General features: G+C 74.6%; 21 protein-coding genes and 2 pseudogenes. 9 read left to right on the top strand and 14 right to left on the bottom strand.

The genetic code is table 11. The features are described 5' to 3' along the window. Window positions 1-119 precede the first annotated feature (119 nt). The 4 genes and pseudogenes from WHN02_RS20050 to WHN02_RS20035 form a co-directional block, all read left to right on the top strand. Window positions 120-830 (top strand): annotated as a pseudogene (locus WHN02_RS20050) (mechanosensitive ion channel family protein); the annotation flags it as partial. A gap of 917 nt (window positions 831-1,747) precedes the next feature. Next, window positions 1,748-2,359 carry a response regulator transcription factor gene (locus tag WHN02_RS20045; protein ID WP_434740237.1) on the top strand — a complete coding sequence of 204 codons (612 nt, stop codon included), beginning with the start codon at window positions 1,748-1,750 and terminating at the stop codon, window positions 2,357-2,359. 130 nt (window positions 2,360-2,489) lie between these two features. After that, window positions 2,490-3,071 carry a response regulator transcription factor gene (locus WHN02_RS20040; RefSeq protein ID WP_434740236.1) on the top strand — a complete coding sequence of 194 codons (582 nt, stop codon included), beginning with the start codon at window positions 2,490-2,492 and terminating at the stop codon, window positions 3,069-3,071. A gap of 80 nt (window positions 3,072-3,151) precedes the next feature. Beyond that, window positions 3,152-5,539: a glycoside hydrolase family 95 protein gene (locus tag WHN02_RS20035; protein ID WP_434740235.1), complete on the top strand. Its 2,388-nt coding sequence runs from the start codon at window positions 3,152-3,154 to the stop codon at window positions 5,537-5,539. Window positions 5,540-5,770: 231 nt separating this feature from the next. On the opposite strand, the pseudogene WHN02_RS20030 reads toward WHN02_RS20035, so the two are convergent. The 8 genes and pseudogenes from WHN02_RS20030 to WHN02_RS19995 form a co-directional block, all read right to left on the bottom strand. After that, window positions 5,771-6,586 (bottom strand): annotated as a pseudogene (locus tag WHN02_RS20030) (ATP-binding cassette domain-containing protein); the annotation flags it as partial. Window positions 6,587-7,302: 716 nt separating this feature from the next. Further along, window positions 7,303-9,030 carry an ABC transporter ATP-binding protein gene (locus WHN02_RS20025; RefSeq protein ID WP_434740234.1) on the bottom strand — a complete coding sequence of 576 codons (1,728 nt, stop codon included), beginning with the start codon at window positions 9,028-9,030 and terminating at the stop codon, window positions 7,303-7,305. A gap of 87 nt (window positions 9,031-9,117) precedes the next feature. Next, window positions 9,118-9,312, bottom strand: coding sequence for a SapB/AmfS family lanthipeptide (locus tag WHN02_RS20020; protein ID WP_434740233.1), 195 nt, complete (start codon window positions 9,310-9,312; stop codon window positions 9,118-9,120). 16 nt (window positions 9,313-9,328) lie between these two features. Continuing rightward, complete coding sequence (locus WHN02_RS20015; RefSeq protein WP_396890562.1) at window positions 9,329-9,448, bottom strand: SapB/AmfS family lanthipeptide; 120 nt, start codon at window positions 9,446-9,448, stop codon at window positions 9,329-9,331. A gap of 6 nt (window positions 9,449-9,454) precedes the next feature. Further along, on the bottom strand, window positions 9,455-12,127 hold the full coding sequence (gene lanKC, locus WHN02_RS20010; protein ID WP_434740232.1) for a class III lanthionine synthetase LanKC: 2,673 nt from the start codon (window positions 12,125-12,127) through the stop codon (window positions 9,455-9,457). Between the two features lie 237 nt (window positions 12,128-12,364). Next, window positions 12,365-12,784 (bottom strand): YchJ family protein, encoded by a 420-nt coding sequence (locus tag WHN02_RS20005; protein ID WP_434740231.1) that lies wholly within the window; start codon window positions 12,782-12,784, stop codon window positions 12,365-12,367. An 86-nt stretch (window positions 12,785-12,870) separates the two neighbouring features. Then, the gene (locus tag WHN02_RS20000; RefSeq protein WP_434740230.1) at window positions 12,871-13,305 is read right to left on the bottom strand and encodes a class F sortase; all 435 of its coding nucleotides are present in this window, start codon (window positions 13,303-13,305) and stop codon (window positions 12,871-12,873) included. Between the two features lie 120 nt (window positions 13,306-13,425). Then, window positions 13,426-13,908: a hypothetical protein gene (locus WHN02_RS19995; protein WP_350899964.1), complete on the bottom strand. Its 483-nt coding sequence runs from the start codon at window positions 13,906-13,908 to the stop codon at window positions 13,426-13,428. Between the two features lie 272 nt (window positions 13,909-14,180). On the opposite strand from WHN02_RS19995, the gene WHN02_RS19990 reads away from it, so the two are divergent. From WHN02_RS19990 to WHN02_RS19980, 3 genes are read left to right on the top strand one after another with little or no spacing between them, the layout of a single operon-like run. After that, window positions 14,181-15,443: a lycopene cyclase family protein gene (locus WHN02_RS19990; RefSeq protein ID WP_434740229.1), complete on the top strand. Its 1,263-nt coding sequence runs from the start codon at window positions 14,181-14,183 to the stop codon at window positions 15,441-15,443. Window positions 15,444-15,489: 46 nt separating this feature from the next. Further along, on the top strand, window positions 15,490-16,728 hold the full coding sequence (locus tag WHN02_RS19985) for a cytochrome P450 (RefSeq protein WP_350899968.1): 1,239 nt from the start codon (window positions 15,490-15,492) through the stop codon (window positions 16,726-16,728). Beyond that, window positions 16,725-16,952: a ferredoxin gene (locus WHN02_RS19980; protein ID WP_350899970.1), complete on the top strand. Its 228-nt coding sequence runs from the start codon at window positions 16,725-16,727 to the stop codon at window positions 16,950-16,952. Before WHN02_RS19985 ends, WHN02_RS19980 begins: the two co-directional genes overlap by 4 nt. Before the next feature lie 126 nt (window positions 16,953-17,078). Here the strand turns inward: WHN02_RS19980 and WHN02_RS19975 are convergent, their stop codons facing one another. The 6 genes from WHN02_RS19975 to WHN02_RS19950 all read right to left on the bottom strand — a co-directional run bounded on the left by WHN02_RS19975 (window position 17,079) and on the right by WHN02_RS19950 (window position 24,388). Then, complete coding sequence (locus WHN02_RS19975; RefSeq protein ID WP_350899972.1) at window positions 17,079-17,315, bottom strand: hypothetical protein; 237 nt, start codon at window positions 17,313-17,315, stop codon at window positions 17,079-17,081. A 51-nt stretch (window positions 17,316-17,366) separates the two neighbouring features. After that, window positions 17,367-18,245, bottom strand: coding sequence for a pentapeptide repeat-containing protein (locus tag WHN02_RS19970; RefSeq protein WP_434740228.1), 879 nt, complete (start codon window positions 18,243-18,245; stop codon window positions 17,367-17,369). 95 nt (window positions 18,246-18,340) lie between these two features. Next, complete coding sequence (locus WHN02_RS19965; protein WP_434740227.1) at window positions 18,341-20,722, bottom strand: hypothetical protein; 2,382 nt, start codon at window positions 20,720-20,722, stop codon at window positions 18,341-18,343. Further along, window positions 20,719-22,485: a hypothetical protein gene (locus WHN02_RS19960; RefSeq protein ID WP_434740226.1), complete on the bottom strand. Its 1,767-nt coding sequence runs from the start codon at window positions 22,483-22,485 to the stop codon at window positions 20,719-20,721. Before WHN02_RS19960 ends, WHN02_RS19965 begins: the two co-directional genes overlap by 4 nt. After that, window positions 22,482-23,762, bottom strand: coding sequence for a hypothetical protein (locus WHN02_RS19955; RefSeq protein ID WP_434740225.1), 1,281 nt, complete (start codon window positions 23,760-23,762; stop codon window positions 22,482-22,484). The genes WHN02_RS19960 and WHN02_RS19955 overlap by 4 nt, the downstream gene beginning before the upstream one ends. A gap of 5 nt (window positions 23,763-23,767) precedes the next feature. Then, window positions 23,768-24,388 carry an ATP-binding cassette domain-containing protein gene (locus WHN02_RS19950; RefSeq protein WP_434740224.1) on the bottom strand — a complete coding sequence of 207 codons (621 nt, stop codon included), beginning with the start codon at window positions 24,386-24,388 and terminating at the stop codon, window positions 23,768-23,770. 169 nt (window positions 24,389-24,557) lie between these two features. Here WHN02_RS19950 and WHN02_RS19945 point away from each other — a divergent pair, with 169 nt between their 5' ends. Continuing rightward, window positions 24,558-26,072: a flavin-containing monooxygenase gene (locus WHN02_RS19945; RefSeq protein WP_434740223.1), complete on the top strand. Its 1,515-nt coding sequence runs from the start codon at window positions 24,558-24,560 to the stop codon at window positions 26,070-26,072. Window position 26,073: 1 nt separating this feature from the next. Continuing rightward, window positions 26,074-26,958: an SDR family NAD(P)-dependent oxidoreductase gene (locus tag WHN02_RS19940; RefSeq protein ID WP_434740222.1), complete on the top strand. Its 885-nt coding sequence runs from the start codon at window positions 26,074-26,076 to the stop codon at window positions 26,956-26,958. Window positions 26,959-26,968: the final 10 nt, after the last annotated feature.

The raw sequence follows: 26,968 nt of genomic DNA, 5'->3' as shown, positions 1-26,968 counted from the left end.
CGACGACCGATGCACAGTGGATCGTCACGGGCTGCGGTGACCCTCATGGTTTGTCCGGTTCGCCGTCGGGGAAGATTGCCCCCTACTGTCTGCTCGACCTGTTCGGAGGGGCCTGCTTTATGTCCGTCGGAGACGCCGTGGGGGATGCGTTCCACGCCGTACTGCTGTTCCTGCCGAAGGCACTGGCCTTCGTGGCGATCCTGGTCGTCGGCTGGTTGCTCGCCAAGGCCGTGCTCAAGCTGGTCGGGAAGGGGCTCGCCCGGGTCGGCTTCGACCGTGCCGTCGAGCGCGGTGGCATCCGCAGCCTGCTCGCCCGGTCCCGGTTCGACGCCAGCGACATCGTCGCCAAACTCGCCTACTACGGGGTGCTGCTGCTCACCCTCTATCTCGCCTTCGGGGTCTGGGGTCCGAACCCGATCTCCGACCTGATCGCCTCCGTCGTCGCCTGGCTGCCCCGGGCGTTCGTCGCCATCGTGATCATCGTGGTCGCGGCGGCCATCGCCAACGCGGTCAAGGACCTCGTCGCCAGCGCGCTGGACGGCCTCTCCTACGGTCGGATGCTCGCCCGGGTCGCCTCCTGGTTCATCCTCGGGCTGGGCGTCATCGCCGCCCTGAACCAGGTCGGCATCGCCACCTCGGTCACCACGCCGGTGCTCGTCGCCGTCCTCGCCACCGTCGGTGGGATCCTCGTCGTCGGCGTCGGCGGCGGGCTGATCAAGCCGATGCAGTACCGGTGGGAGGGCTGGCTCAACCAGGTCGAGCAGGAGTCGCGGGCCATCGTGTCGCACGCCCGCGCCTACCAGGCCCAGCGGGAGGCCGACCAGGAGCAGCGCAAGCAGGCGTCGGAGCCCACCCCGGCCCCGGCCGATGCCACCGGCGACCCGCTCTGGGGCGCCTCGACCTCGGCCTTCCCGGTCGCCGCCGACCAGGACCCCGAGGCGACCACGGTGATCCACCGGGAGGACCCCGAGGCCACCGGTGTGATCCGTACCGCCGACCCCGGGTCGACCACCGTCATGCCGGCGGTGGACCCGGAGGCCACCACCGTCATCCGACGCGACGACGACCCGGAGGCCACCGGCGTGATCACCGCCTCCGGCTCCGCGGCGACCGACGACCCGGAGGCCACCGGCGTCATCCACCGGGACGACCCGGAGGCCACCGGCGTGATCCGCCGCGACGACCCGGAGGCCACCGGGGTGTTGCCCCGGTCCGACGTGGACGCCACCCGGTTCATCCCGAGGCAGGGCGGCGGCGGCGACCCCGCCTCCACCCGACGTGCCGACGACGCGGGGGACCCGCCCGGCGGCTCCTGATCCCCTGCGGGCGGCACGGGAGACCTGACCGACCCGGCGGCGACGGTGTGCGATCCGCGCACCGTCGCCGCCGTTCGTCGTGTGGGGCACCGGTGGTCGACGCCGGAGGCGGCGGGCGCCTTCGGCACGGGCTGCACAGGACGCACGGGGCGCTGCGGGGACGCACGGGAGACACGGGACGCTGCGGGCCGGGATGGTACCGGCTCTCCGGCCGACCCGCCCCTCCCCGGGTCCTCGCCGGTCGGTGGACGAGGGCCGCCGGTGCTGGTGACGGCCGGGCCGAGGTCGCCCTGTCGGGATGTTTACTCTGTGCTACCAGGATGTTACGCGGATACGATGTGCGGGCTTTTTGCCCTGGGTCGATCATCAGCGGCCCGCCGTGTTGCGCCCGGGCCGTGGCCTCCGCCTCGACCGCCCGGATGGGAGGGTCAGTGGCCATCCGCGTCGTCGTCGTGGAGGGGATGGGGCTGCTGCGGGGAGCGCTCAGCGCCGCGTTGTCCCGCCAGCCGGACATCGAGGTGGTCGCCGAGGCGTCCGATGTGGCCGGGCTGGCCGAGGTGGTGGGGCGGGCCTGCCCCGACGTGGTGGTGCTCGGCCTGCCCCCGGAGACCTCGCCGCAGGGGGTGGCGGAGATCGCCGACCTGGGGCGGGCGGCGTCCGGCGCGGCGGTCCTGGCACTGTCCACCCGATGGAATCCCGCCCTGCTCAGGGCCGCCGTCGCCGCCGGGGTGCGAGGCTTCCTGGGCAAGGACGGCCCGATCGACGAGCTGGTCCAGATGGTGCGTTCGTCGGCGGCGGGGGAACGGGTCATCGACCCGCGCGCCGTCGTGGCCGCCCTGCGCCCCGCCGCCTGCCCGCTGACCCGGCGGGAACTCGAGGTGTTGCGGATGGTCGCGGAAGGGATGCCGCTAAAGGAGACAGCCGAACGCCTCTTTCTGGCGCACGGCACCGTCCGCAACCACCTCTCCGCGATCCTGCACAAGACCGGAACCCGCAACCGCGTGGAGGCGATCCGTCGAGCCCAACGGGACGGCTGGCTGTGACCTGCCCGTTCACCGGTACTTCCGCTCACCGAGCGGTCGGCCCCGGGCCGTGCTGCAATGGTGACGACCCTGGTGCGACCCCTCGGACGTCGGTGACGACACCACCGGCGCGTACCCGTGAAAGGCCACCGTGATACGCACCCTTCTCGCGCTGGACGGCACCCTCGTCCGTGGCGCGCTGGCCCTCGTCCTCGACGCGCAGCACGACATCCGGGTGGTGGCCGCACTGGACTCCGGCGACCCCGTCCAACCCGGGCTGCGTGAGCATCGCCCGGACGTGGCCGTCGTCGACGTCGCCCTGCTCGACGCGGACGCCACCCCGGTCGGCGGATGTCCGGTCCTCCTGCTGGTCGAGCCCCGTCGAGCCCGGCAGGCCTGCGACCTGCTGGCCCGGGGGCGCACCGTCGGGATCCTCGGCACCGCGGTGGCCCCACAGGCCATCGTCGACGGGGTACGGCGACTGGCCCGGGGCGAGCCGGTGGTCGACGCCGACCTGGTCGTCGCCGCGCTGGCCGAGCCCGGGCCGCTGAGCCCCCGGGAAGCCGAGATCCTGGCGATGACCGCCGCCGGACACCCGGTCCCCGAGATCGCCGGGTCACTGTTCCTGTCCCCGGGGACTGTCCGCAACCATCTCAGCCGTGCGGTCGGCAAGTGTGGCGCGCGGACCCGGGTGGAGGCGGTGCGGGTGGCCCGCGAGGCGGGGTGGATCTGAACGGGACGTCACGAACCGGACGCGGGGGGCGTACGCTCCACAGCGGACGAAGCGATCCCGCCCCGGCCCCAGGAAGACCCATGAGCGAGCACCGCGTTCCCCGATCCGCTACGGCCGACACGGAGCCGGTCGTCCCTCCGATCCTCTGGTACACCACACCGGCGGCCGACTGGGAGACGGGTTCGCTGCCGATCGGCAACGGTGCGATGGGCGCGTGCGTGTTCGGCGGGCTCGGCACCGAGCGCCTCCAGTTCAACGAGAAGACCCTGTGGACCGGCGGCCCCGGCTCCGCCGACCTCCCCGACGGCCGCTACGACAGCGGCAACTGGCACCGGGACCGCCCGCGGGCGCTCACCCGGGTACGCGAGCGCATCGACAGCGACGGGCAGGCCGATCCGGAGTGGGTGGCCGGTGAACTCGGCAGCCCCCGCACCGGCTTCGGGGCGTACCAGAGCTTCGGTGACCTGCTCGTCGAGGGCCTGGCGGTGGTCGGGGTGGAGGACTACCGCCGGTGGCTCGACCTCGCCGACGCGATCGCCGGGGTCGGCTACACCAGCGCCGGGGTGCGGCACACCCGGGAGTACTTCGCCAGCCACCCCGACCAGGTCGTCGTGGCCCGGTTCGCCGCCGACGTCCCCGGCCGGGTCGACTGCGTCGTCAGGCTCACCACCCCCGACAACCGCACCGGGCGGACGTCGGCCCGCGACGGGCGGATCACCTGCTCGGGACGGCTCACCGACAACGGGCTCCGCTACGAGGCGCAGGTCCAGGTGCTCGCCGACGGCGGGACCCGGACCGACGGCCCCGACGGGACGGTGACGGTCCGGGGTGCCGACACGGTGCTGCTGATCCTGGCCGCCGGCACCGACTACGCGCCGACCTTCCCGGACTACCGGGGCGTCGACCCGCACCCCGGGGTCGGTGCCCGGGTCGACGCGGCGGTCGCCCGAGGCGACGCCGAGCTGCGCGCCCGGCACCTCGCCGACCACGGTGGACTCTTCGACCGGGTACGCCTGCACATCGGACAGGCCGCACCCGAGGTGCCCACCGACGAGCTGCTGCACCGCTACCGCGCCGGGGTCGCCGGCCCGGCCCAGCGGCGCGCCCTGGAGGCCCTGCACTTCCAGTACGGCAGGTACCTGCTGATCGCCTCCTCCCGGGCCGGCTCCCTGCCGGCGAACCTGCAGGGGGTGTGGAACGACTCGACGGCTCCACCGTGGGCGGGGGACTACCACGTCAACGTCAACCTCCAGATGAACTACTGGCCGGCCGAGACCACGAACCTGACCGAGACCGCCACCCCCCTGTTCGACTACGTCGAGGGGCTGGTCGCCCCGGGGGAGCGGACCGCCCGCCGGCTGTACGACGCCCCGGGCTGGGTGGTGCACAACGAGACCACCCCGTACGGCTACACCGGCGTACACGACTGGGCCACCGCGTTCTGGTTCCCCGAGGCCGGGGCCTGGCTGGCCCGGCACCACTGGGAGCACTGGCTGTTCACCGGTGACGAGGACTTCCTGCGGGAGCGGGCCTGGCCGTTGCTGCGGTCGCTGGCCCGGTTCTGGCTCGACGTCCTGGTCACCGATCCCCGCGACGGCACGCTGGTGGTCAACCCCAGCTACTCGCCGGAGCACGGCCCGTTCACCGCCGGTGCGGCGATGTCCCAGCAGATCGTGCGGGACCTGTTCGGCAACGCCCGGCGGGCCGCCCGGCTGGTCGGGGCCGACGACGAGCTCACGGCGGCCCTCGACACGGCCCTGGACCGACTCGACCCCGGCCTGCGGGTGGGGTCCTGGGGGCAGTTGCAGGAGTGGAAGCACGACGCCGACGACCCCGACGACACCCACCGACACGTGTCACACCTGTACGCGCTGCACCCGGCCGACCACCTCGACCCGGACCGGGACCCGGAGCTGGTCGCGGCGGCCCGCAAGGCGCTACGGGCCCGGGGCGACGGGGGAACCGGGTGGAGTCGGGCCTGGAAGATCAATTTCTGGGCCCGGCTTCGTGACGGCGACCACGCCCACCTGATGCTCGCCGAGCTGCTCGCCGGGAGCACCCTGGACAACCTCTGGGACACCCACCCGCCCTTCCAGATCGACGGCAACCTGGGCGCGACCGCCGGGGTGGCGGAGATGCTGGTGCAGAGCCACCACCGGGCGGTCCACGTCCTGCCCGCCCTGCCCGCCTGCTGGCCGCACGGGTCGGTCAGCGGGCTGCGCGCCCGTGGTGACGTGACGGTCGACCTGGTCTGGGCCGACCACCGGCCGACCACCGTCACCCTGCACGCCGGGCGGACCGGCCCGATCGTGGTGCGGGGCGTGCCCACGGCCATGGTGACCGGCCCGGACGGCCCGGTCCGACCCGCCGCCGACGGGGCACTGCTGCGGATCGACGCCGTCGCCGGTGGGCGCTACCTGCTCACTCCGACCGGTCCAGTGGCCGACCAGGTCACCGTAGGTCGGTGACACCGACAGCAGGTCGGTGTGCGCGCCGAGCACCGGTCGGTCGCCGTCGAGCAGCAGCACCCGGCGGGCCCGCAGCGCGGAACTGATCCGGTGGGCCACCACCACCAGGGTCCCGGGGCGGTCGGCGAAGGCGGCCTCCACCACCGCCTCGACGGCTGGGTCCAGGTGGCAGGTCGCCTCGTCCAGGATCACCAGTGGGGCGGGGGCCAGCCAGGCGCGGGCCGCAGCGACGAGTTGCCGCTCCCCGGCGGAGAGCCGGGCCGGGTCGACCGGGCCGGACGGCCCGCCCAGCCGGGCGGTGACCGGGGCCGCCCCGACCGCGTGGAGCGCGGCGCGCACCGCCTCGTCGTCGGCGTCCGGCCGCAGGTAGCGCACGTTCTCGGCGAGGGTGCCGGTGAAGACGTACGCCTCCTGCGGGACCAGGACCCGCCGCCTCGCCAGCACCGGCGGCGGTGTGCCCCGTACCGGAGCACCGGCCACCTCCACCGTCCCGGTCTGCGGATCCACCAGCCCCGACAGCAGGGCCGCCAGCGTGGACTTGCCCACCCCGCTCGGTCCGACCACGGCCAGGTGGTCGCCCTCGGGCAGGGTGAGCGAGAAGTCCACCAGGACCGGCCGGGATCCCACCCCGTGGCGGAAGGACACCCGGTGCAGACGGGCCGCGATCCCGGCCGCCGGCGGCGTGGCCGTGGTGGACACCGACCGGCCCGACCCGGTGGGCGGCGGTGCGACGGGCGGCGGCGGTGCGAGGGCCGTGGGTGGCGCGGGCGGTGCGAGGGCTGCGGGCGGTGGGGGCGGTGTCGACTCCGGGGCGACGCTGGTGCGCAGGATCCGGTCCAGGGTCACCACGTAACGCAGACCCCCGCCGCCCACCCCCTGGACCAGGGCGTGCAGGGCCGGTTGGAGGCCGGTGCCGACGTACACCAGGGCACCGAGCACCTCCCCGGCGGTGAGCCCCCGTTCGACCAGCCACGGCGCGGCCACCAGCAGCACCGCCAGGGGCAGCCACCCACCGACACCGAGGCTGACGCTGCGCAGCGCCGTCATCCGGGCCAGGGTGCGTTCGGCGGCGGCCTGGGCGGCCACCCCCCGACGGACCCCGGCGACCACCCGGTCGCGGGCCCCGCAGGCCAGGACGTCCCGGTGTCCGGCCAGGGCGGTCGCCGCCGACCGGCCCAGCGCCTCCCCGGCGCGTACGTACCGGCCCTGGTGACGGACCATCGCCGGGAGGGTCACCGCGAACACGACGAGGCCGGCGCCGACCGGGACCGCGACCAGGGCCGCCACCACCGGTGCCAACGCCAGCAGGCCCAGCAGGGCCGTACCCCCGGCGAAGAGGAAACCCCGGACCACCATCAGCAACCCGCCGAAGGTGTCCCGCACCACCTCCACCTGGTGGGTCAACCGGGACACCGCCGCGCTGTCCGGCGGCGTGGCGGCCCGGGTCGCCGTGGCCAGGGTCGCCCGCACCACCCGGGTGACCAGCTCGTCGCGGAACGGTTCGACCACCGCGCCGAGGCGACCGTAGACCCGGCCGGTGGCCGCCGCGCCGACCAGGACCGCCACCGCCGCCGCGCCGAGCCACGCCGCCCCGGTGCCCGGCCGACCGGCGAGGAAGCCCTGATCCACTGCGCGGGCCAACAGGTAGCCGGTGAGCAGCGCCGGGAGCGCCTCCAGCGCCGACCAGCCGGCCAGCCCGGCGAGGGCGCGGCGGCGGGCGCGCAACGCCCGCCACGTCTCCCGTCCCACCCCGGCCGGGCCGCTCACCGTCGGTCCCCGTCGCCGCCGAACACCGCCCGGTAGGCCGGGTCGGCCCACAGCCGCCGGTGCGGTCCGAGACCGCGCAACCGCCCGCCGTCCAGCCAGGCCACCACGTCCGCCGACGCCGCGGTGGCGGCCCGGTGGGTGACGATCAGTCGGGTACGCCCGCCCGCCCCGGCGGTCAACGCCTGTGTGACCCGGTGCTCGGTGGCGGTGTCCAGACTCGACGTGGCGTCGTCGAGGACGAGCAGCCGTCCGGCGGAGAACGCCCTGGCCAGGCCCAGCCGCTGCGCCTCACCGCCGGAGAACGGGGCCTCGTCGGTGCGGGTACGGAACCCCTCGGGCAGTCGGGCGACGCAGTCGGCCACGGCGGCGTCCCGGGCCGCCTTCAGCACCGGCGCGCTGGCCGGTGCGGCACCGTCCGGGGCGACTGCCAGCGGGGCGGGCAAGGCCAGTCCGATCGCCTCGTGGACGGTGGCCCCGACCAGCACCGGCCGGTCGAAGGCGTACCCGACGGCGGCACGCAGCGCCTCGTGGCCGAGCCGGGGCAGCGGCACCCCGTCGAGCGACACCTCACCGGTGTCCGGGTCGTGCAGCCGACCCGCCACGGCGGCGAGGGTCGACTTGCCGGCACCCGACGGTCCCACCACGGCGACGGTGGTGCCGGCGGCGACCGTCAGGTCCACCCCGTGCAGGATCGGTCGACCGTCGGCGGCCCGTACCCCCACTCCCGCCAGGCGGAGGGTGCCCCGACCGGGTGGCAGGGCCGCACCGCCGTCTCCGGGAGGCGGCTCGGCGAGGACCTCGGCCACCCGTCCGGCTCCGGCCCGGGCCCGGACCAGCCTGTTCATCCCGGCCAGGACGGTGCCGAGGCCGGCACCGAGGGCGGCGTACCGGACCGCGGCGACCAGTTCGCCGGGGGTGAGCCAGGCGGCTGACAGGGCGTACCCGCCGACCGCGACGACCGTCAGGTTCAGCAGCGGGGCGACGGTGGCGGTCCGGGTCGCGGCGCGGGCCAGCAGCCGCCAGCTGTCCTGGCCGTGTCCGCGCAGCTGCGGCAGGCCGTCGAGGGTCCGGTCGGTCTCCCGGTCGGTGGTCGCGGCGGCGGCGACGGTACGGGCCCCCGCCCCGGCCTCCAACAACCGACCGGCGATCACCCCCAGGGTCCGCTGGTACGCCCCGACGACGGCGCTGGCGTCGGTGACGAAGGCCCGCATCAGCACCGCCATCACGGCGAGCCCGGCCAGCAGGGTCAGTCCCAGCACCGGTTCGATCAGGGTCAACGCGACGACACTGCCCACCGGGGGAAGCAGGGCCACCCCCGCCAGCACCACTGCGGCCCCCGCCCCGCCGGTGTCGGCCGCCTGCCCGACGAGGCGGCCGACCAGGTCGCCGACCCGGTGCCGGCGGACCTGACGGACGTCGAGGTGGAACAGGTGGTGCAGCAGACGGGAGCGGATCCGGGCGGTGGCCCGGGCGGTGGCGTACCCGCCGGTGAGGTCGCCCAGGGTGTCGGTGCCGATCAGGACGACCACCAGCCCACAGACGGCCACCGGCCACCAGCCGACGCCGCCGTCGAGGGCGGCGTCCACGGCGAGCCCGAGCGCGGCCGGTAGCAGCAGTTCGGCGACCGCCCCGGTCAGGGCGACCACCGCCAACCCGACGGTCCAGCCGCCACCGGCGCGGACCGCCCAGCGCAGCCGGTGGTCGGGCCGGGCAGGTCGGTCCATCGCCTCTCCTGCTCTGGCGGGGGCGGGTCGGACGCGGTGGCCCCGGACGATGCGGTGCACCGTCCGGGGCGCCCACGCGCGGTGGGATCAGTTGCAGGTGGTGAGGGAGAGCGAGCTGTCGCCGCAGAGCAGCAGGCTCGCCTGGCTGCCGCCGCCGGTGCGGTCGGCGGGTGCCATCTCCAGACCCTGCAGGTCGAGGAGCGCCATTCTGGTCACCTCCTTTCCGTATCCGGTGGTGCCGACGCCGGGATGCGGGTCGCTGACCGGGGTGCGACCGGTCACCGTGCTCCCGGGCGGGTCAGTCGCAGGTGGTGACGGAGAGCGAGCTGTCGCCGCAGAGCAGCAGGCTCGCGCGGCTGCCACCGCCGGTGCGGTCGGCGGGAGCCATCTCCAGACCCTGCAGGTCGAGGAGCGCCATGTCGTGTCACCTCCTTCCCGTCTGGTCGGTCAGGCTGGTCACCCCGAGGTTGCGGGGCGGGTCCTCGGGCGTCCCAGCGGACGCCTCGGATCTGCGGGGTGGGTCCTCGGGCGTCCCTACGGACGCCTCGGGGCCGGGGGTCAGGAAGGGCAGGCCGACCCGGTGCGGCCCGTGGGCGGCGGTCACCGCCAGCAGGACACCGGCGGTGCCGGTGGCCAGGTCCATCGACAGCCGCAGCAGCTGCTCGCCGGGGAAGGCGGTCCCGTCGGCGTAGGGCAGCGCGTGCCAGGCCAGTCGGCTCACCTGGGCCTCCAGCGCGGCGCTGCGGTCCGGGGTGGGCGTCGTCGCGGCGAGGTAGGCGATGATCCCGGCCCGCCCGGCGAACAGGCCGGTCTGGGCGTAGAACGGGGACCGGGCCGCCCTGCGGATGCCCGTCGCCGCCTCGGCGAACCGTTCGTCTGCTCGGTGCCGGAGGTAGCGTTCGAGCACCAGGCCGATCCCGACACTGCCGTCACCGAGGTACGGCATCGTCCGCCAACCCTCGTCGACCTCCCACGCCCCGTCCGGGCGGACGACGCAGCGCCGCAGGTCCTGGCGGAGCGCTGTGGCGGCGTGGTCGAGCCACGACTCGTCGCCGTCGGTCTCGTGGAGGCGCACCAGCAGCAACGCGGCCCCGCTGCGTCCGCGCAGCAGCCCGGCGTACGGGTGTCCGCCGCCGCTGATCTCGCCGCCCGGGTCCTCGGCGACCTGGTCGACGACCCGGGCGGCGACCTGGAGGGCCTGCTCGCGCAGGGTCGACTCACCGGTGCGGTCGGCAAGGTGCAGCAGGTTCAGTCCGATCCCGGCGAGCCCTCCGGAGAGGCTGTGGTCGAGGTCCCGCCACGGTTCACGTTCACAGATGTCCAGGACGTCGAGGGCGTCGGCACGCCGTCCCAGCCCGTCGAGGGCGTACGCGACCCCGTGCAGCCCGTCGTAGAAGCCGAGCCGGGTGCCGGAGACCGGGGCGGTGGCCCGGCGGACCAGCCAGTCCTCGTGCTCCGGCCACCGACCCGCGCCGCACACGGCCAGGGTGTGCAGGACCCCGGCCGCCCCGTGGGCGAGGTTGAGTCCGCCGCTGCGGAACTGTTCGATGTCTCCGGGGAAGAGCCTGTCGTCGCGGTCCGGGGTGGCGCTGGCGGTGATCGCGGCGATCATCCGACGGCTGGTCACCGGTCGGCGCGCGACGGTGTCGTCAGGTGCGCTCGCCGCGTCGGCGGTCGGGGGACCGGGACGGGGTGCGCCGGTGATCTCCTCGACGGCGCGGGCGAGCCACTCACGCGGCACCGGGAAGGTGTCGGCGACGACCTCCGCGAGCTGCGCCGCCTTGGTCGGGTCGAGGCGGACCAGTTGGGTCAGCGGCAGGAACAACGCCAGCCGCAGGCAGGCCAGGGCGTACCGGTCCACCGCCGGTCCGGTCCGGTCCCGGGGGGCGGCGAACCCCTGGTTGCGCAGCCCGGGCCGACGGTGCCCGTCGACGGGGGCGGCGACCTCGAAGTCGACGAGGGCGATCGTGTCGTCCGGGCGGACCATGACGTTGAACAGGTGCAGGTCCCCGTAGACCAGTCCCCGGGCGTGGATCTCGCCGACGACCGTCTCGACCTGCTCGTGCACCGACAGTGCCCAGCGGGCGTACGCGGCCCGGTCGGCGTCGACGGCGTCCGCGTCGATCAGCGGGTACCGCTCGACGACGACCTTGTTGAGCGACCGGCCCTCGATGAACTCCAGGGCCAGGAAGTGGTGGTCGCCGAAGGTGAACTCGTCGTGCACCCGGGGCACCTGGGGCAGGTCGGCGAGCCGGCGCAGGTTCGCCGCCTCCCGCGCCAGGCGGGCCACCGCGTCGACGCCGTCGGCGTCGAGACCGGCGTGCGGGCGGGCCTCCTTGAGCACCACCGGGGTGTCGGTGCGCAGGTCCCGACCGACGTACAGGCCACCGCCGTTGGAGAAGTGGATGACCCGTTCGATGCGGTAGGGAAGCTCGTCGGTGCGGGCGGCGTTGCGGGCGGCCAGGTGGGGGGCGAGGAAGTCGGGCAGCCGGACCCAGGACGGCACATGGAACACCGGGTCGCGCCGGTCCGGCACCAGTGTGCCGGTGTCGTCGGCGACGGCGGCCACCACCTGGCCCTGGTCGGACCGGCAGTACCGGGCGGCGAAACCGCCGTACCGCACGTAGACCGGCCCGGCGCCGTAGCGCAGGTCGGAGAGGATGTACGGGCCGGTCCGGCCGGTCAGCAGCGCGTCGAGTTCCTTGCAGGCCGGTTCCAGCTCCGCCTCGTCACGCGGGTAGACGGTGACGAACTTGCCGCTGGCACCCCGGGCGGCGTACTTGGAGTTGCGCATCAGCAGGGTGCGGGGGCCGCGGAGGAACTTGAACGCCAGGTCACGGGGGACGCAGTAGTCCCAGACGGTGGCGAGCACCTCGTCGGCGTCGGCCAGCCGGGCGGTGACGTGGATCTTCCACCCCTGCGGGGGGAGGGCGCCGTCGACCGGTGCGTACATCAGCCAGTCGCCGGTGGCCTCCCGTTCCCACCCGGCCGGGACCGGACGGTCGGCGGTGGGGAACCCCGGCTGGGTCGTGCCGCTGCCGAGCGAGTCGTAGAACAGGGGGTCCGCCGCGCAGTAGCTGTCGTACCGCTCGTCCATCTCCGCACCTCCTGTTCGTCGACCGGCCGGTGGCGTACCGACCACACCGAGTCTCGTCGGCGGGATCGATCGGCCACAGTGCGGTTAGTCATGAACAGAAAGTGCATGCCGCATGACAACAAATGACATCTGTCATGGGTGCGGGGCGCGTCCGGGTGGCCGGGCACGTCAGGACGGTCGACCGGGGGTGGCCCGGTCCGTCCACCGTGGTCGACCGGACGGCGGTGGCGGGGTCGGTCAGTCGGGCAGCGCCTGGAGATAGACCCAGCGACCGTCCTCCCGGACGAACGTGCTGCGCTCGTGCAGGGTGTCCGGCTGTCCCGCCCGACGGTGGTGGGCGCGGAACTCGACCGTCCCGGTGCTGTCGAGCAGGCCGCCCCGGGAGGTGCCGACGATCTCCAACCGGAGCCACCGCTGCCCGGGGTCGAGGACCAGTCGCGTCGGCCGGGTCGAGGAGTGCCAGCTGCGGAGCAGATAGTCGACGTCGCCGACGGCGAAGGCACTGAACCGGGAGCGCATCAACTCCTCGGCGGTGGCGGCGTCGGTCACCCCGAGGTGCAGTGGGCGACAACACCGGGCGTACGTCGTGCCGGTGCCGCACGGGCACTGTCGGTCGGTGTCGTCGGCCGCCGCCCGACGGTGTGCACGTCTCGCCACGACACGATCTTCGCAGAGTCCTCCGTCGGCCCTTCGCGCCCCGTGGTCGGGTGGCGCGCCACCGGCCCGCCGGACCATCGTCGGGGTCACCCGACGCGGGTGGCGAAGACGACCACGTTGTCCAGGTAGTCGCGGCGGCCCGTGTCGAAGCGCCCGCCGCAGGTGAGCAGCCGCAGCCGGGCCGTGTCCCCGGGGCCGTAGACCAGGGCGGTGGGGAACTGCTCCTTCGGGTACGTCGCGACCCCGTCCACTGCGAACCGGACCGTCCGTCCGTCGGCCCGTCCGACCTCGACGGTGTCGCCGGGACGCAGTCGACCGAGGTGGAAGAAGACCGCCGGGCCGCTCTCCCGGGAGTCGACGTGCCCCACCAGCACCGCGTTGCCCGTCTCGCCGGGGCTCACCCCCAACCGGTACCACCCGGCCACCCTGGGCTCGTCCAGAGGCGGGACCTCCAGCTGCCCGGACGGGTCGGCGGCGACCGGCACCACCTCGGCGCGTACCCCGATCGCCGGGACGGTCACCCGGACCGGGGCGGACCGGGGCAGCGGGGGCAGGGGCGGCCCGGGACGGTCGTACCCGGTGCCGGCGGGGGCGGGTGCGGCGGGCGGGCACCCGTCTCAGGATGGGATGGAGCTCGTGGGTCAGGCCATGGCGGCCCGCTGGCGTCGACGACGCAGCATCAGCAGTGATCCGCCCGTCGCGGCGGCGACCAGGACACCACCGGCGGCGATCAACTGCGGTGAACCGCCCACGCCGCCGTCACCGGCCGGTGCACCGCCGATCGGGGTGACGGTGAACGTGGCGCTCCCGGCGTCGCTGCCGTCGCCGCAGGTGGCGGCGACCGTGTAGGTGCCCAGGGTGAATCCGGCGGTGAACAGTTCGGCGCTCAACCCGCCACCGGCCGCCGCCGTGGTGGACCGGACGTTCTGGTCCCGGTCCGGTCCGGTCACCCGGAACAGGGCGTCGCCCGTCCTGGGGTTGCAGTCGGTGGTCAGGACCACCGTCCCGCCGACCGGCGTGGTCGCCGGGGACACCGTGGTGGCCGCGAGCGCGGCAGCCGGGAGCAGCAGGGTGCCGAGTCCCACGCCGAGCGCCGCCGACAGGGTCAGTCTCTTCGCCTTCATACGCGTCTTCCCTCACTTTTCGTCCGCTGAGTGCGTGGGACGTCGTTCGGGTGGCCAACTCCGTGACGAGCACCGGTGTGACCAACACTAGGCGGGTTGGGCCCTCCGTCCGGCGAAAATGAGAAATCTTCGTTGCCGTCCGATGTCCACCACGGTCACCCGGCTGGGCGACCCGGGGCCCGTTGCGACCGGGTGCCCGTTGCGGCCCGTTTGCGGCCTGCGCCACCCCCCTGGGCCGCCCCGCGTACCGGCGGATGTGACAGCGTGAGGCGGTGAGCAACACCGAGCCCGTCGACGTCGACCTCGTCCTGGCCGGTGGTGGGGGTGCCGCGTCGCTGGTCCTCGCCGCCCTGGACCGGCACCAGGTCCGCGGCCTGCGCATCGCTGTCGTCGACCCGGTCCACCGGCGCGGGCAGGACCGGACCTGGGCGTTCTGGGGCACCCCTGACGACGCCCTCGACCCGCTGCTCAGCGCCCGGTGGGACCGGGTCGAGGTCGCCACCCCGGACGGGTCCCGGGTCCTCGACCTGGCCCCCCTGCGGTACGCGATGCTGCGTTCCGCCCCGGTCTACGCCCGTGCCGCCGAGGCCGCCGACCGGCTCGGGGTGATCCGGGTCCACGCGCCGGTCACCGCCCTCGACGACGACGGCGACCGGGTGGTCGTACGCGGTCCGGCGGGGCCGGTGGCCCGCGCCCGGTGGGTCCTCGACTCCCGGCCCCGCCCTCCGGTGCGGGCCGGTCGGACCTTCTGGTTGCAGCACTTCCGGGGCTGGTGGGTGCAGAGCGGTACGCCGGTCTTCGACCCCGGTCGGGCGGTCCTGATGGACTTCCGTACCCCGCAGCCCGCCCGGGGGGTGTCCTTCGGCTACGTCCTGCCCGTCAGCAGCAGGTACGCCCTGGTCGAGTACACCGAGTTCTCGCCCTCGCTGCTCACCGGCGACGGATACGACCGGGCGCTGGCCGGGTACCGCGACCGGCTCGGCCTGGACCCGGCGAGGCTGACGGTGCGGGAGGTGGAGAACGGGGTGATCCCGATGACCGACGGGCCGTTCGTCGCCCGGCCCTCGCCCCGGGTCGTCCGGCTCGGTACGGCCGGCGGGGCCACCCGCCCCTCCACCGGGTTCACCTTCTCCGCCATGCACCGCCAGGCCGACCAGGTGGCCCGGGCGCTGGCCGCCGGGCGGCCACCGGTGCCCGCCGACGCGTACCCGGCCCGGCACCGGTGGATGGACGCGGTGGCCCTGCGCGCCCTGGACGCCGGGACGGTGGGCGGGCCGGACTTCTTCGCGCGGCTCTTCGCCCGTAACCCGCCCGAGCGGGTGCTGCGGTTCCTCGACGGGACCACCACCGTCGCCGAGGAGGTGGCGGTGATGAGTTCGACCCGCCTGGCTCCGATGATCGCGGCGACCGTCGCGGACGCCTCCGCCCGCCTGGCGGCCCGGTGGCGACCGGCAGTCCCCGTCCCGCCGATCCCGGCCCCGGTCACCGACGGGGTCGTGCCGCCCGGGGTTGTGCCGACACCCCTCGATGGGTAACGTCACGCATCGATGTGACTACTATCCGTTGTGGGAGGTGTCCCCGGTGACCCCTACCGTCCTGCCCTCCACCGTCGAGGCCGAGCTGCCCGAGTGGCCACCGATCAACCGGGCTCGTGGCCCGTTCGCCCTGCTCGACGACGCCGACCGGGAGCGCCTGGTCGGGCCGGTCACCCGGGTCAGGCTCCCGACCGGGGCGGGCGCGTGGTTGGTGAGCCGACACGCCGACGTCCGGCAACTGCTCCGTCACCCGGCCTTCAGCTCCGACCTCAGCCGACCCGGTTTCCCGCTCCTGCGCCCGCTGCCCCCACAGTCGGAGGCCGACCGCAAGGGTGCCTTCCTCCAGATGGACGGCGCGGAGCACACCCGACTGCGGCGGATGCTGACCGCCGAGTTCATGATCAAGAACGTCCGACGGATCGAGCCGCTGATCGAGCAGACCGTCCAGGACACCCTCGACGACCTGACCGCCGCCGGCCCTCCGACCGACCTGGTGTCGGCCTTCGCCCTGCCGCTGCCGTCCATGGTGATCTGCCACCTGCTCGGGGTTCCCTACGCCGACCACGACTTCTTCCAGTCCCGCAGCCGCACCCTCCTCGACGCCACCATGAGCTCCGACCTGGTCCGCAGCGCCGTCGACGAACTACGGGACTACGTCCGGGCCCTGATCGAGGCGAAACGAGCCCACCCCGGCGACTCCGACGACCTGCTCAGCCGCCTCGTCCGCGAACGGGTCGAGCCCGGGGAACTCGACGTCGACGAACTGGTCGGCATGGCGCTGCTCCTGCTCATCGCCGGCCACGAGACGACTGCCAACATGATCGGGCTGAGTGTCCTGCTGCTGACCCGCCACCCGGACCGGTGGGCCCTCCTGCGCGACGAGCCCGACCGGGCCCCCGGCGTGGTCGAGGAGCTCCTGCGCTACCTGAGCATCGTCCGGACCGGACTGTTCCGGGTCGCCACCGAGGACGTCGAGATCGGTGGCCGGCTCATCCGGGCCGGGGAGGGCGCGGTGGTGCTGGTCTCGGTGGCCAACCGCGACGCCGAGGTCTTCGACGACCCGGAGGGCTTCGACCCCTACCGGCAGGCCCACCAACACGTGGCCTTCGGGTTCGGGGTGCACCAGTGCATCGGGCAGCCGCTGGCCCGCGCCGAGCTGCGGATCGCCCTGGTGGAACTGGCCCGACGCCTGCCCGACCTGCGGGTCCTCGACGACCCGCAGGACCTGGCCGTCCGGGACCGGTCGATCGTGTTCGGCCTCGACGCCCTGACGGTGACCTGGTGACCCACACCGACCGGGCGATGACGGCGACCGGGCTGCGGATCGCCGTGGACCGGGACACCTGCTGCGGGTCGGGCAACTGCGTCCTGACCGCGCCCGAGGTCTTCGACCAGGACGACTCCGACGGTCTGGTGCTGCTCCGCGACGCCGCACCACACCCGCAGAGCGACGAACGCATCCGGCAGGCCGCCGCCCTGTGTCCCTCCGGCGCGATCCGGATCACCTGAACCCGTCGGGCCGCAGCGTCTCCCCCCGGCGCTGCGGCCCGGCGCCCCGGCCTCCCCGGCACGTTCCGGGAAGCCGTCGGATCCGTCTCGCCGACCTGTCGCACCGACTCGAAGAGGACTCCCCGGTCAGGTCTGGTCCTCCAACATCGGATCCTCGGTCCCGGAGACCGCCGCCACGTCGTACCCGGCCCGGCTGGTCTCCCGGGCCGAACGGCGGTCCTCGGCGGGCAGGTCCGCGAAGTCGTCGCCGGTGTCCTCGGTCGTGTGCAGCGACTCACCCGGCGGACGCAGGGAGGCCTCGAACGCGGTGGTGCCGTCGGGCTCGTCGGTCGCCGCCTGATCCGTACGGTGTTCGTTGGTCATGCCGCAGTTCTGCCCGTCCGGACGGCCACCAAACGCGGTTCAGGGCCACCGTCACCGTCGCCGCGCGCCGGGCGGCCCGCCCAGAGGGGTCAGGGGCAGCGCGGACCAGTGCGGCGGTCGGATCCGGCGGGGCGGCAGCACCGTACGCCGGTCACCCCGCGCCGCGTCGAGCTGCGACTGGTGCAGGAACAGCGCCCGGCGCAGGTCCGCGCCCCGCAGGTCGGCACCCCGCAGGTCGGCACCGGTCAGGTCGGCCCGGGTCAGGTCCACCCCGCGCAGGTCGGCGCCGAGCAGCACCGCCCCCCGCAGGTTCGCCCCGCGCAGGTCGGTACGGCGCAGGTCCACCCCGAGCAGGTGGGCACCCCGCCGGTCCAGTCCGCCCCGGCCCCGGGCCCGGTCACCGGCGCGGGAGAGCCACCCGTTGACCTCCGCCCGGTGGGCGGCCACGTCCAGGGCCAGCAACTCCTGCGGGGAACCCTCGCTCCGGCGGGTCGTCTCGGCCAGCGCCCGCCGCAGCTCACCCGCGATCGGCTCGACAGGCCGCAGCGCCAACGCCTCGGTGAGATACCAGAGCAACTCGTGCAACTGACGCATCACCGCGAACACCTCGAACATCGTGTGCGCGGTGTCCGGATCGTCCCGCCAACTGCGCCCGCCGTAGGTGACCTGGGCGACCTGCTGACCGGCACCGAAGCAGTCGAAGACGGTGCACCCGGCGAACCCCCGGTCCCGCAGCCGGTCGTGCGTACCGCAGCGGAAGTCTCCACCCAGGTGGGGGCAGGGCTGCCCGGCCGGTTTGTCGATCGCGAAGTCGGCCGAGGCGGCGAAGGCCGGTGCCACGCAGCACAGCCCGAAGCAGCGGGAACAGTCTGCCCGCAGTTCGGCGCCGTGACCCGGGCCGGTGGGGACGGAAAGCGGCAGTTCGGGCACGCTGCGGTGGCTCCCTCGACTCGCTGCCCCGACGACCTGCCGGGTACGACAAGTGTCCCGCCTCCCACCCACCCGGGGACCACCGCCCCGACCGGTCAGCCGTCGGACAACCGCTGTCGCGCCTGTGCCCGCCCGCCCGCGTCGCCGATCTCCTGGTACACCTGCGCGGCCCGCGACCAGTGTCGGCGGGCCACCGCCGGCTTCCCCAGCGCCGTCGCCACGTCACCGAGGCAGAGCAGGGTGCGACCCGACCCCTGCGACGGACGGCCGTGCCGCAGCAGGCGACTGCGGGTCAGCAGCCGGTAGGACTCCACCAGCCGTCGCCGGTCGACCCCCACCGACCGTGCTGATCCGTCCGGCCCGGTGTCCTCGGTCGCCCTGGCGAACAGGATCGCTCCCGCGTTGAGCAGGGCACCGGCCCGGATCGCCGGGCCGGCGTTCTCCTCGTCCAGCACCGCCCGCCCCGCCTGCGCCGCGTCGAGATGCTCCCCGAGCCGGTGGTACACCAGCATCAGGTTGGTCAACGCCGCCGCGTACCCCCGGGCGTCCCCGAGGGACCGGAAGGTGTTGGCCGCTCGTACCAGGTGGTGGTGGGCGGCCTCCGGTTCACCCCGGGTCAGCCGGGCGGCTCCCAGACCCAGGTCGGTCAACGCGTGCCCCGAGCGGTCCGCCCCCGACCGGTGCCGCCGGGACAGCTCCAGATGCTCCACCGCGTCGTCGACCTGACCCAGGTCGAGCAGGGCGAGCCCCAGATTCATCCGGGCCTGCGCGGTGCCCCGTCGGCCGCGTTCGGCGACCGCCAGGGTGAGCGCGGCGGCGGCACCGTGCGGGTCGTTCTGCCGCCGACGCAACACCCCCAGCTCGTTGTGCGCCCACCCGGCGATCCTCGGCCGGTCACCGGCCGTCGGGGTCGCCAGGACCAGGTCGCAGACCTTCTGCCACTCGGTGAACCGGTCGGCGTGGGCCAGCCACCCGCAGAGCGCCACGGCCAGCCGGAACCACCATCGACGGACCCGCCGGGGCAGCGTGTCGGCAGCCCCCGCCGGGACCCCCACCACCGCCAGGAGCAGATCCTGGTGCAGGTCGAACCAGGCGTACGGATCGTCGTCCGGCAGCAGCGACCGTTCCCGGCCCAGCAGCGCCCCGGTCAGCTGGAGGTTGGCCGCGTGGCGCTCGGCCCGCCGGGCCAGGTGGCGGGTCAGTCGGGCCTGGGCGGCGACCCGCCGTCCCACGGTGTCGGCGCTGCGCAGGTGCAACCGGGCGTACGGCACCAGCAGCGGACGGAGGTCGTACCTGTCACCGGCGGCCCCACCGACGAAGGCCGCGGCGGCCAACTCGTCGAGCAGGGCCGCCACCTGCCGACGCGGTCGACCGGCGAGGGCCCCGATCGCCGGCCGGTCCAGCGGGGCGGGGCTGAGCGACAGCAGCCGGAACAACCGTCGCGCCTGCCACGACAGCGCGTGGTACGCGGTGTCCCGGTCGGTCACCAGGCGTACCGCCGGGGAGACCGGTGTCCGCTGGTGTGGCGGGGCGGCGGCGACGTGCCGCAGGTTGTCCCGGACGTCGGTGTAGCGCCACCCGTGCTGGGCGGTCCGGTAGCCGAGCGCCCGCACGACCCGGGGCTGCCGCCCGCACAGGTCGACGATCTCGGCGACCGCCGGGTCGACACGCGGGTCCGGAAGGTGCCGTCGGGCGGCCGAGACGGCACCCCCGGCGGCGGCGAACAACTCCACGGCGTCCGCCCGGTCCGGTTCCTCGAGCCAGTAGGGGACCAGCCCCTCGCAGGCGGCCAGTCCGGGCGTCCCGGCCAGGAGCAGCCGACAGGTCCGGGCGGCCGGCGGGAGCAGGGCCCGCACCTGCTCCGGCCGGTCGACGTTGTCCAGCACCAACAGGATCCGACGTCCGTCGAGGTGCGAACGCAGCTCGTCGGCGGCGGCCTCCAGGTCGTCGACCCCCTCGCCGGCGGGGGCGGTGGTGCCCAGGATCCGGGCCAGGGCGGTGAGCACCTCGCGAGGCGAGCGCTGCCGACCGCCCCGCCGCAGGTCGAGGTAGTACTGCTGGTCGGGGAACTCGTCGCGGCACAGGTTCGCGGCCTGCACCGCGCAGGCCGACGTGCCGACCGCCCGCCGACCCACCACCGCCACCGCGTGTGTGGTCCGCAGCAGGGTCACGACCGCGTCGACCTGCCCGACCCGCCCGGTGAACCCGGCCGGGTAGGGCAGGGTGGGTGCTCCCGTCGACGGCGCGGTGACGACGTCGGTCGGGTCGGCGGGATCGGTGCGTTCGGTCCGTCGCCGACGCAGTTCGATCACCACGGCGGCGACCGCACCGACCACCGCCACCGCGATGCTCGCCGGACCGAGCAGGGTGTCGGCCAGCTCGGAGAGCAGGTTGCTCGCCACGTTGCCGAGCACCCCACCGACCAGGGTGAGCACCGCGACCGCCGCAGGCCAACGGGGTCGTCGGGACCCGGTCATCGGATCCCCCGGGAGACCAGCCCGGTCACCAGGTGCCGGCGGGCCGCCACCACCAGCAGCACCGGCAGGATCGAGGCGAGCACCGAACCGGCGGCCAGCACCCCGCTGTTGGCGACGAAGTGCCGGGCCTGGCCGTAGAGGAACATCCCCAGCGGGGCGGTCTCCGCCGCGTTGAACAGCAGCCCCACCACCAGGTCGTTCCACACCCCGACGAACTGCAGGACGCCGAGCGCGACGACTGCCGACCGGTTGTGCCGGGCCAGTTCCCGCAGGGTGCCCCACCAGTGTCGGCCGCCGAGCCGGGCGGCGCGTACCTGCTCGGCCGGCAGGTCGGCGAAGGCGTTGCGCAGCACCAGCACCGCGAACGGCACCCCCAGGGCCACGTGCACCAGGGCGAGACCGTGGGTGGTCCCGGAGGAGTACACCGCGCCCAGCACCTCGTTGACCGGACCGGCGATCATCTGGACGGGCACCACCACCGCCGCCGTCAGGAACACCCCGGTCAGCTGCGCCGGCGGGCCGGTCAACCAGGCCAGGGGATAGGCGGCGAGCAGCGCGACGCCGAGCACCGCCACCGTGACGCCGGTGGAGAGCAGCAGGGTGAACAGCAGGCTGCGCCACAGGTCCGGGTCGGTGAGGACGGACGCGTAGGAGTCGAGGCTCGGCGGGGTGCTCCACCAGCCGTGCGCCGCCGCGTCCACCGGTGCGTGCAGGGAGGTCGCGACGAGGACCCCCAACGGGACCAGCCAGACGATCGCGGCACCGGCGGTGACCAGCCGCAACCGGCGTGACGGTGGGTGCGTCGGGTCGACCTCCGGCGGGTCGGCGGGCCGTGGGGGAGGCCACGCCTGTCTGATGAACAACGCCGCCACCGACATGCCGGCGGCCACGGCGGCCAGCCAGATCACCCCCAGGGCGGCACCCGGGCCGGTGGTGGTGCCACCGGAGGTCTGCCAGACCCGGACGGCCAGTACGGCGGCCTCGTCGCGTACCGAGCCGGGCGCCATGGTCAGGATGAGGTCGAAGGACCGGTTGGCCCCGATCGCCACCAGGGCGAAGACCACCGCCACCGTCCGCAGCAGCAGTGGCCGCCACTGGGCGTCCCAGAGCACGTCGCGCCGGTTGCCGCCGAAGGCCCGGACCGCGTCGGCGAGGCTGGGCGGCACCGCCTCCAGGGCGGCCCGGAACATCACCACGGCCAGACCCACCCAGGCCCAGACGAACGCCGCCATGAGGGACACCGTCACCAACCCGGGACCGAGCGGCAGCGGGACCGTGTCCACCGGGCCGGGCCAGACCGCCCCGAGCACCCGGGCGACCAGCCCCCGGGTGGGGGCCGGGTCGAGCAGCAGCCGGAAGGTCACAGCGGTCACGACCAGCGGGAGCGCGATCGGCAGCACCAGGATCAGCCGGACCAGACCCCCCTCCGCCGTCCGTCGGGAGGCGGTGGCGAGCAGGTAGCCGAGGGTGGTCACCACGGCCGGCACCAGCACCGCCCACAGCAGCGTACGGCCCACCGCCGCCCCGGCCCCCGGGGTGGCGAAGGCGTCACGGAAGTGGGTCGTCCCCACCCACCGGCCGTCGGTGGTGACACTGGCGTGCAGGGTACGCAGCACCGGCCAGAGCAACAGCGACCCCAGCAGGAGCACGGCGGGCAGCAGCAGCGCCGAGGTGCCACCGGCCGCCGGATAGGCCCGACCGCGTCGGGGGCGACCCACGTCGTCGAGGACGACGAGCTCGCCGAGGACGGGCGGCCGGCTCACCGTCCGCGCTCCGTGTCCTGCGCCGCCGCCGCCAACAGGGCGGTCGTCCGGTTGACCGCCCCGGCCGGGGGCGCACCGGCGGTGACGTCGGCGAAGAAGTCCTGCATGATCCGCCAGATCCCGACCCCGTCGGTGCCGGTGAACGGGGACGGCAGCCGGTCGGACAGGTCGAACCGGGGACTCGCGGCGGCGTGCAGCTCCCGGGCGAGGTCACCGGTGGGACCGTCGGCGTACTCCCGCAGCGGCACGCTCAGGTCCGGCGACAGGTATCCGCCGGCCTGCCGCCAGGGCGCGAACGAGGCGGTCTCGGTGAGCCACTGCACCAGCGCCACCCCCCGGTCGGACCCGGTGAAGGCGACTGCGGCGTCTCCGCCGACGAGCAGCGGTGGCTCGTCGGCGGCGTTCGCCGCCGGGAATCGGAACGTCGCCGGCTCCTCGCCGTCGCGGCCGAACGCGCGGGCCACCCCCCGGGCGAAGTCGGCACCGAAAACCATCACCGCCTCCCGCTGGTGGACCACCTGGATCACCGACTCCTGGAACTGGGTGAGCAGCGCCCGCCTGCCCCCGCCGGGGAAGGCCCCCGGCGTACCCCACAGGTCGGCCAGACGCAGCAGGGCCGCCTGCACCGGCCGTTCCCGCCAGTCGGCCTCGCCCCGGGCGAGGAGGTCGTACTCCTCGGGGGTGGTGACGTCGGCGAGGACGTTCTCCAGCCAGTCGGTCAGCACCCACCCGTCGGCTGCCCCGACGGCCAGGGGGGCGGGCCCGGCGCCCCGCACGGCCAGGGCACCCAGCCGCCGGGTGAGCCCCACCAGGGCGTCCCAGGTGTCGGGGCGCTCGGGCAACCGGGACGGCAGGTGCCAGAACAGCGACTTGTGGGCTGCCTTGACCCAGACGCCGTACCCGACCCCCCGGTAGGTCAGCAGTTCGGTGAGCCCGGTGGGGGACCGGTAGGTGGCGGTCGGCAGCACCGGTGCCAGCCACCCGCGTCGGGCGTACTCGGTGACCAGTCCGGGGCGGGGCAGGATGGCCACGTCGGGGCTGGTACCGGCCAGACGCCGGGCGTTGAGGAACGCGTCGATGTCCTCCCCGGTGCTGGTCACCCGCACCGGGGCACCCGGGAACCCGCGCAACACCGCCCGGAACTGGGCCAACTCGTCGGCGCTCCACACCACTGCCACCCGGACCGCCCGGTCCTGCCCGGAACAGGCCGCCGCCCCGGACGCCGAGGTGACGGCGACGACCGACCGCAGCAGGCCCCGTCGACTCAGGCGCGGCACCCCGGTCACCCGGCCGCCCCGGGCGGGCTGCTCCCCGTCACCGGCCCGACCTCCGTCGGGTCGGCGATGCCCAGGTCGGTCAACCCCCGACGGTCGGTCGAACACACCAGGACCGCGCTCTCCCACCTCGCCGACGGCTCGGGCCGGGGCAGGAGGTCGGCGAGCCGCCCGAGGCGTACGGAGGTGCCGGGAAGGTCCACCACCAGCACCTCCGGTGTGCCGGCGACAGCGCGGGCCAGGGCCACCCGGAACCGCTGCGCGTCGGAGAGCAGGTGCGGCAACAGGTCCAGGGTCGGAGCCAGGTTCAACTGCTCGACGACGCTGTCCACCCAGTCGTCGGAGATCTTGACGACCCGTTCGCGTTTGCGCAGGCCGTACTCGATGTTGCGACGCACCGAGAGGTGGGGCAGCAGGGCCCCACCGGCGGGGACGTACCCGATCTGGCGGCGGGCGGGCGGCTGGTCGGTGACGTCCCGCCCGGCCACCCGGACCCGACCGGCCACGGCGGGCGCCAGACCGGCCACCACCCGGGCCGTCGTGGTGCTCGACCGCCGGTCCGGGGCGAGCAGGGCGGCGATCCCACCGGCCGGCACCGTCAGGTAGACAGGTGCCGCTCCGACGTGCACGACCAACCCCGACAGCTGTAGCGTCGCCCTCACCCCCGACGTCGGCATCGACGCCGATCAGGGTGGCACAGTTCGGCCACCGGCGCCGTCCCCTGCCCGACAGCACCGGGGTCGGACGACGGCGGCACGGGAGCGGCTACGGTCCGCAGGCAGGCACCCGGGAGGCGAGATGACCGGCGACCACGTGGACGTGCTCATCGTCGGTGCCGGCCTCTCCGGCATCGGGGCCGCCTGCCACCTGCGCCGGTCCTGCCCGGAAAAGACGTACGCGGTGCTGGAGGCGCGGGCCGCCCTCGGCGGCACCTGGGACGTGTTCCGCTACCCGGGCATCCGGTCGGACAGCGACATGTACACCCTCGGCTACTCGTTCCGGCCGTGGACGGACCCCCGGGCCATCGCCGACGGGGAGAGCATCCGCCGATACGTCGGACAGACCGCCCGGGAGTACCGGGTCGACGAGCACGTCCGTCTCCGACACCGGGTGCGGCGCGCCGAGTGGGACGGTGCGACAGCCCGCTGGACGGTGCACGCCCACCGTGACGACACCGCCGAGTCGGTCACGCTGACCTGCTCCTTCCTGTACGTCTGCACCGGCTACTACCGCCACGAGGCCGGGTACACCCCGCCGTTGCCGGGCCTCGACGGGTTCACCGGGCGGGTGGTGCACCCGCAGCACTGGCCCGCCGACCTCGACCACACCGGCCGACGGGTGGTGGTGATCGGCAGCGGGGCGAGCGCGGTGACCCTGGTCCCGGCCCTCGCCGAACGGGCCGCCCACGTCACCATGCTGCAACGGTCCCCGAGCTACGTGGTGGCGCTGCCCTCGCGTGACGCCCTCGCCGACGCCCTGCGCGGCCGACTGCCGCAGCGGGTGGCGTACCAGCTGGTGCGGTGGAAGAACGTGCTGCTGTCCACCGCCGGGTTCCGGTTCAGCCGACGAGCGCCGGCCCTGGCCCGCCGCGTCCTGCGGCGGGCCGCACGACGACACCTGCCCCCCGGGTACGACGTCGACAGACACTTCTCACCCGACTACGACCCGTGGGACCAGCGGATCTGCGTGGCCCCCGACGGTGACCTGTTCACCGCGATCACCGCCGGTCGGGCCTCGGTGGTGACCGACCGGATCGACACCTTCACCGCCGACGGTGTCCGGCTCTCCTCCGGTACGCACCTGCCCGCCGACGTCGTGGTGACCGCCACCGGGCTGGACCTGCTCGTCCTCGGCGGGATGACCCTCACCGTCGACGGCGTCGACGTCGATCCCGCCGACACCGTCGCGTACAAGGGGATGATGCTCTCCGGGGTGCCGAACCTCGCCCTGACCGTCGGGTACACCAACGCGTCCTGGACGCTCAAGGCCGACCTGGTCGCCGGGTACGTCTGCCGACTGCTCCGGCACCTCGACCGCACCGGCCGACGGGTCGTCACACCGCTGCCGCCGCCCGACGACCGGCGGTCGCCCCTGCTCGACCTGCGCTCCGGGTACGTGCTGCGCAGCCTGGACCGGCTGCCCCGGCAGGGCCGGCGGACCCCCTGGCGGCTGCACCAGAACTACCTGCGCGACCTGCTGCTGATGCGGTACGGCCGGCTCGACGACGCCGGTGTGCGGTTCTCCCACGGCACCGACGGCCCACCCGGACCCGCCGACGCCCGACACCGGACCCCGCCGACCGAGGAGTGCTGACGTGCGTACCTTCGACTTCACCGGGGCGACCGCAGTGGTCACCGGCGCCGCCAGCGGCATCGGGGCGGCGCTGGCCGCCGCCCTGGCCCGCCGGGGCAGCGACCTGGTCCTGCTGGACCGGGACGCCGACGGGCTCACCGCAGTGGTCGACACCCTGCGCGGTCGGCACGGCGACCGCGACGTCACCGGGTACGTCGTCGACCTCGCCGACCGGGCCGACACCGCCCGGGTCGCCGGGCTGGTCCGGGACCGCCACCCCCGGATCCGGCTGCTGGTCAACAACGCCGGGGTGGCCCTCGGCGGGCGGTTCGACCAGATCACCCTCGACGAGTTCGGCTGGGTCATGGAGGTCAACTTCCGGGCGGTGGTGCAGATGACCCACGAACTGCTCCCGACGCTGCGGGCCGAGCCCGGCGCCCACCTGGTCAACGTCTCCAGCGCCTTCGGGCTGATCGCCCCGGCCGGGCAGACCGCCTACGCGGCGAGCAAGTTCGCCGTCCGGGGCTTCACCGAGGCGCTGCGTCACGAACTGGTCGGTCAGGGCGTCGGCGTCACCTCGGTGCACCCGGGCGGCATCCGGACCGCGATCGCCCGTAACGCGCGGGTGGGCGGCAACGTGCCCGCCGACGACGTCGCCGGTGAGCTGCGCCGGTTCGAGCGGCTGCTCACCATCGACCCGGCCCGCGCCGCCGAGGTGATCCTCACCGGGGTACGTCGCCGTCGACCCCGGGTCCTGATCGGCTGGTCGGCGCGCGTACCCGACCTGCTGGTCCGCCTCCTGCCCGGTTCGTACGGTCGGCTGATCACCACCGGACAGGACCTTGTCGTCAGGGCCCTGACCCGGCAGGCCGTCCGTCGGGACGGGGCGTCCACCGGCCGCCGGTGACGGCCTCCGG

Origin of the sequence: Micromonospora sp. SH-82 (genome assembly GCF_051132485.1) — a bacterium.
Classification (GTDB): domain Bacteria; phylum Actinomycetota; class Actinomycetes; order Mycobacteriales; family Micromonosporaceae; genus Micromonospora.
The sequence above is the reverse complement of the archived record's forward strand: the minus strand, read 5'-3'. Positions and strand labels throughout refer to the sequence as shown.